The organism is Leucobacter sp. 7(1) (assembly GCF_900163635.1).
Lineage (GTDB): Bacteria > Actinomycetota > Actinomycetes > Actinomycetales > Microbacteriaceae > Leucobacter.
In genome coordinates this window covers 1-4,083 of sequence record NZ_FUID01000099.1, presented here as the reverse complement: position 1 = coordinate 4,083, position 4,083 = coordinate 1, and the positions used below count along the sequence as shown (strand labels likewise).

Genomic DNA, 4,083 nt, shown 5'->3' with positions numbered 1-4,083 from the left:
CAATCGGAAACCGACGACTCGCACAGCGACCGGACCGAATGAAGGGGACGGCCCGGTGTCGTCGTTACCCTGCTCTACGATCACGTCTGCCTCCTCCTATTAGCACTACAAGACGTAGTAACTCTACATGACGTAGTTGCTGCGAGTGTCCTGAGAGTTCCTGCATCTCGACATGTCGTAGACTTAGTAGTGATTGCGTCAGATGAAGCGAAAGGCTCATGCCCCGATGAATGAACTGGAGTTCCGCGTGAACGGAATGACCTGCGCCCACTGCGAGCAGGCGCTCACCGCTGAGCTCCTGAGGGTCGATGCAGTGATTGGCGCAGACGTCAACGCAGCATCGGGAGCGGTCGTGTTGCACTATGGCGACATGGTCGAACGGACGGCTATCGAAGGAGCCGTTTCGGAGGCAGGCTTCGAACTCGTGTCGTGGGAGAACGAAAGCTCTTGACTGCTGCCCTCTCGTCATCTCGCACTGCATCTTCCTCGGTCGACCCCGCGATCGTCGCACGGAATGCAGTACTCGTCCGTGTGGTTGCAGTCCTCTGCGGTGCGCTCGTCCTGGTTCCCGCACCGCTGGTCACAGTGCTCGTTGGGCAGGAGCCATACGACATGCTTCGCCGGAGCTTTCCGGGACTTGATGTCGGAGTTCTCACGGCAGTAGGTCAGGCCACCGCTGATGCTGCAGCAATGGTGACCGTCGGTGCGCTACTGACTCTGCTGTTCTTCCGGGACGCGCGAGGTCGAAACGCTGATCTTCTGCGAAGCCCGCTTGAACTGAAAGTGCTCCAAGTCAGCTCCGGGGTGTGGGCGTCTGCGGCGGCGGCAATGGTGTTTCTCACCATGCTCGATAGCAATGGGCAGCCCTTCGCCAGATTGGGGACATCGAGCTCCTTGTCATTTCTTTACGAGGCAAGCTCTTTCCCCAAGGCGTGGACAGTGACACTGCTGGCCGCCCTCGTGGTGTTCTTCTTCAGCATGTTCGTAGAACAGTGGACGGGGCTGCTGATTCCGCTATGGGCAGCCTGCTTCGGCGTGCTGGCTCCGGTTGTCGTCGGCCAGATCCTGGTTGGACCTGAACACGACTTCGGAAGCGACGCGGGCGTCTACCAGTCGCTCCTCACGAGCGCAGTATTCGGCGTGATCCTGCTCGCGGCGATCCGGGTCGCATCCGGTCGTTTGATCTCGCCTGAGATCCTCCCGCGACTGTTCTTGTTCCTCGTCTTCGCTCTGCCAGTCGTCGTCGGAGCCGATGTCCTTCTCGCATGGTTCAAGCTGACGGGAACCGGCCTTTTCGACTCAGTAACCGGCTGGCAGATCTTTGCACGATGGGTGTGTCTCGCGCTCATCTGCGGAGTGACGGTGTACGCATGGTCCATCTGGCGGCACCGGCGCATCAACGAGAAACGGCTCTCCCGCCTGCTCGGAGGTCTTGCCGTCGCGATCGCCGGTTGGGTGGGCATCACGGCCGCGATGACTCGCTTTCCACCTCCGCACTACTTCGTTCCCACGAGCATCTCGCAAGTTTTCCTAGGGTTCGAGGTGACCGAAGCGCCCACTCCGCTCGTATTGTTCACGCACTGGCGTCCCAATATCCTCTTCCTGCTTCTGTCGGTCGCCGCTGTGACGGTCTATCTCGTCGCGGTGAACACACTCCGTCGCCGCGGGGACGCATGGCCGGCAGGCCGGACCGTGGCTTGGATTGGCGGTTGGATCGTCGTGGCGTTCGTCACTAGCTCAGGCTTCGGCAAATACTCCGCTCCGGATTTCGGCATCCACATGATCGTGCATATGAGCCTGAACATGCTGGCACCGATCCTCCTCGTTATGGGCGGCATCGTCACGCTCCTCCTACGCTCAACGAGGTCGAACCCGAAACGACCTGCTGGGATCCATGACTGGGTCACCTGGGCACTGCACTGGCGTGTGCTTCGCTTCATCTACAACCCCTTGATCGTCTTTGCGCTGTTCGTCGGCTCGTACTACGGCCTCTACTTCTCGGGAATCTTCGGCGAGTACATGCGATTCCACTGGGCCCACCAGCTCATGAACGTGCACTTCCTCATCGCGGGCTACCTCTTCTACGGCCTGGTCATCGGCGTAGACCGGCCCCCACGACCCCTTCCTCACATCGGCAAACTCGGCTTCGTACTTGCCGCAATGCCCTTCCACGCCTTCTTCGGCGTCATCCTGATGTCCGGCGGGGACATCATCGCTGAAAATTTTTATCGCTATCTAGCCTTGCCCTGGGCCGACCTCAAGGCCTCCCAATACTTGGGAGGCGGCGTCGCCTGGGCAGGCGGGGAAATCCCTCTCCTCCTCGTCATCATCGCGCTCGGCGTGCAGTGGTCGAGACAGGACGCGAAGGACGCACGCCGCAAAGATCGTCACCTCGATGCGGGGCTCGATGACGAGTTCGACGACTACAACCGGATGCTTGAAAAGCTCAGTGCTCGACAAGCTCGCAACTTGCGAGGGCCACGAGTTCCCGGCACGGAGGAAGGCAGCAGCTCATGACGATCCAACAGAGCGCCACGGATCCCCTTCAACTCGATATCTCCGGCATGACCTGCGCCGCATGCGCGGGTCGAGTAGAGCGTGCCTTGGGGCAACTCGATGGGGTGACGGCAAGTGTGAACTACGCGACAGAACGAGCGATTCTCACTGGGCTCTCACCCGACGAGGCCGACCTAGCAGTGCGTCGTGTAGAGAAGGCCGGATACGGAGCGCGCGTTCACGACGATGCCGATGACGCCTGGTCGAGGCGCGCAACAGAAGTGAGGATCACATCCCTGCGGCGTAGGCTCCTCGTCGCCGCGATACTCACAGTTCCACTGATGGATATCACGATCGTTCTCGCATTGGTTCCGGGCTGGCGCTTCCCCGGCTGGGAATGGCTCTGCATTCTGCTCGCCCTACCCATCGTTACATGGGCTGCCTGGCCGTTCCACAAAGCCACACTCCGCAACCTACGCCACGGGAATGTCAGCATGGACACCCTCGTGTCACTCGGCATCGCAGCATCGTTCGGCTGGGCGGTCACCTCCCTTCTGCTCGGTATCGGGCAGGACGGCGCCGGATACTGGCTCGGCTTCGGAGCCACCCCGGAAGGTGCGAACTCCATCTACCTCGATGTCGCTGCCGGGATGACGACATTCCAGCTCGCTGGGCGCTACTTCGAAACACGCTCCAGAAGAAAAGCAGGAGACGTTCTCGGTGCGCTGGGTCAGCTTGCCGCTACCCACGTGCGCATTACCCGAGACGGCAGCGAAAGCATCGAACCGGCCGCGTCGTTGCGCGTCGGAGATACTTTCGTCGTCCTTCCAGGCGAGACGATACCTGCGGACGGCACGATCAGTGCCGGATACGCATCAGTGGACACCAGCATGTTGACCGGGGAACCTGTCCCGAAAGATCTCAGTCCTGAAGACAGCGTCGTCGGTGGAACGATCAGCACGAACGGAAGACTAGAAGTACGCGCAACCTCTGTCGGAGCGCATACCCAACTTGCGCAGATGGCCGCGCTCGCCGAACAAGCGCAATCTCGTAAGGCCCGAGTGCAGACACTCGTAGATCGCATCACCACCTACTTCGTTCCAGCAGTCATTGCCCTCGCGATTCTCGTGACACTCGCATGGACGCTTGCGGGCACCGCATTCCAAGACGCCTTCGGCATCGGCATCGCCGTCCTGATCATTGCCTGCCCCTGTGCACTCGGCCTCGCAACGCCCACTGCACTCATGGTAGGTATCGGTAGAGGCGCCAGCCTCGGTATCCTCGTCAAAGGACAAGACGCACTCGAGGCAAGCGGCACCATCACCACCGTCGTTCTGGACAAGACCGGCACACTGACTGCTGGCACCATGACAGTGACGGGCACAGCCACCCCGGAACACATCCAAGAACACGATTTGCTCCGTGTCGCAGCCTCAGTCGAACAGGGCTCAGAGCACATCATTGCCCGCGCAATCATGTCCGCAGCTAAGAAGCAAATTGCGGATCTGGAGGCCGCGACTGACTTCAATATCGTTCCCGGGAAGGGAGCGACAGCGACGGTCTCTGACAAACTCGCGATTGTCGGCA

General features: G+C 60.5%; 3 protein-coding genes. All 3 read left to right on the top strand.

Annotation, left to right across the window (positions count from 1 at the left end; genetic code table 11):
* Positions 1-226: 226 nt before the first annotated feature.
* The gene (locus tag FM113_RS17090; RefSeq protein ID WP_176387283.1) at positions 227-451 is read left to right on the top strand and encodes a heavy-metal-associated domain-containing protein; all 225 of its coding nucleotides are present in this window, start codon (positions 227-229) and stop codon (positions 449-451) included.
* Entirely contained in the window at positions 448-2,517 is a 2,070-nt protein-coding gene (locus tag FM113_RS17085; protein ID WP_254909071.1) for a cytochrome c oxidase assembly protein, read from the top strand. The genes FM113_RS17090 and FM113_RS17085 overlap by 4 nt, the downstream gene beginning before the upstream one ends.
* A partial coding sequence (locus FM113_RS17080) for a cation-translocating P-type ATPase (RefSeq protein WP_140393407.1) occupies positions 2,514-4,083 on the top strand: 1,570 nt, incomplete at its 3' end. The genes FM113_RS17085 and FM113_RS17080, both read left to right, overlap by 4 nt.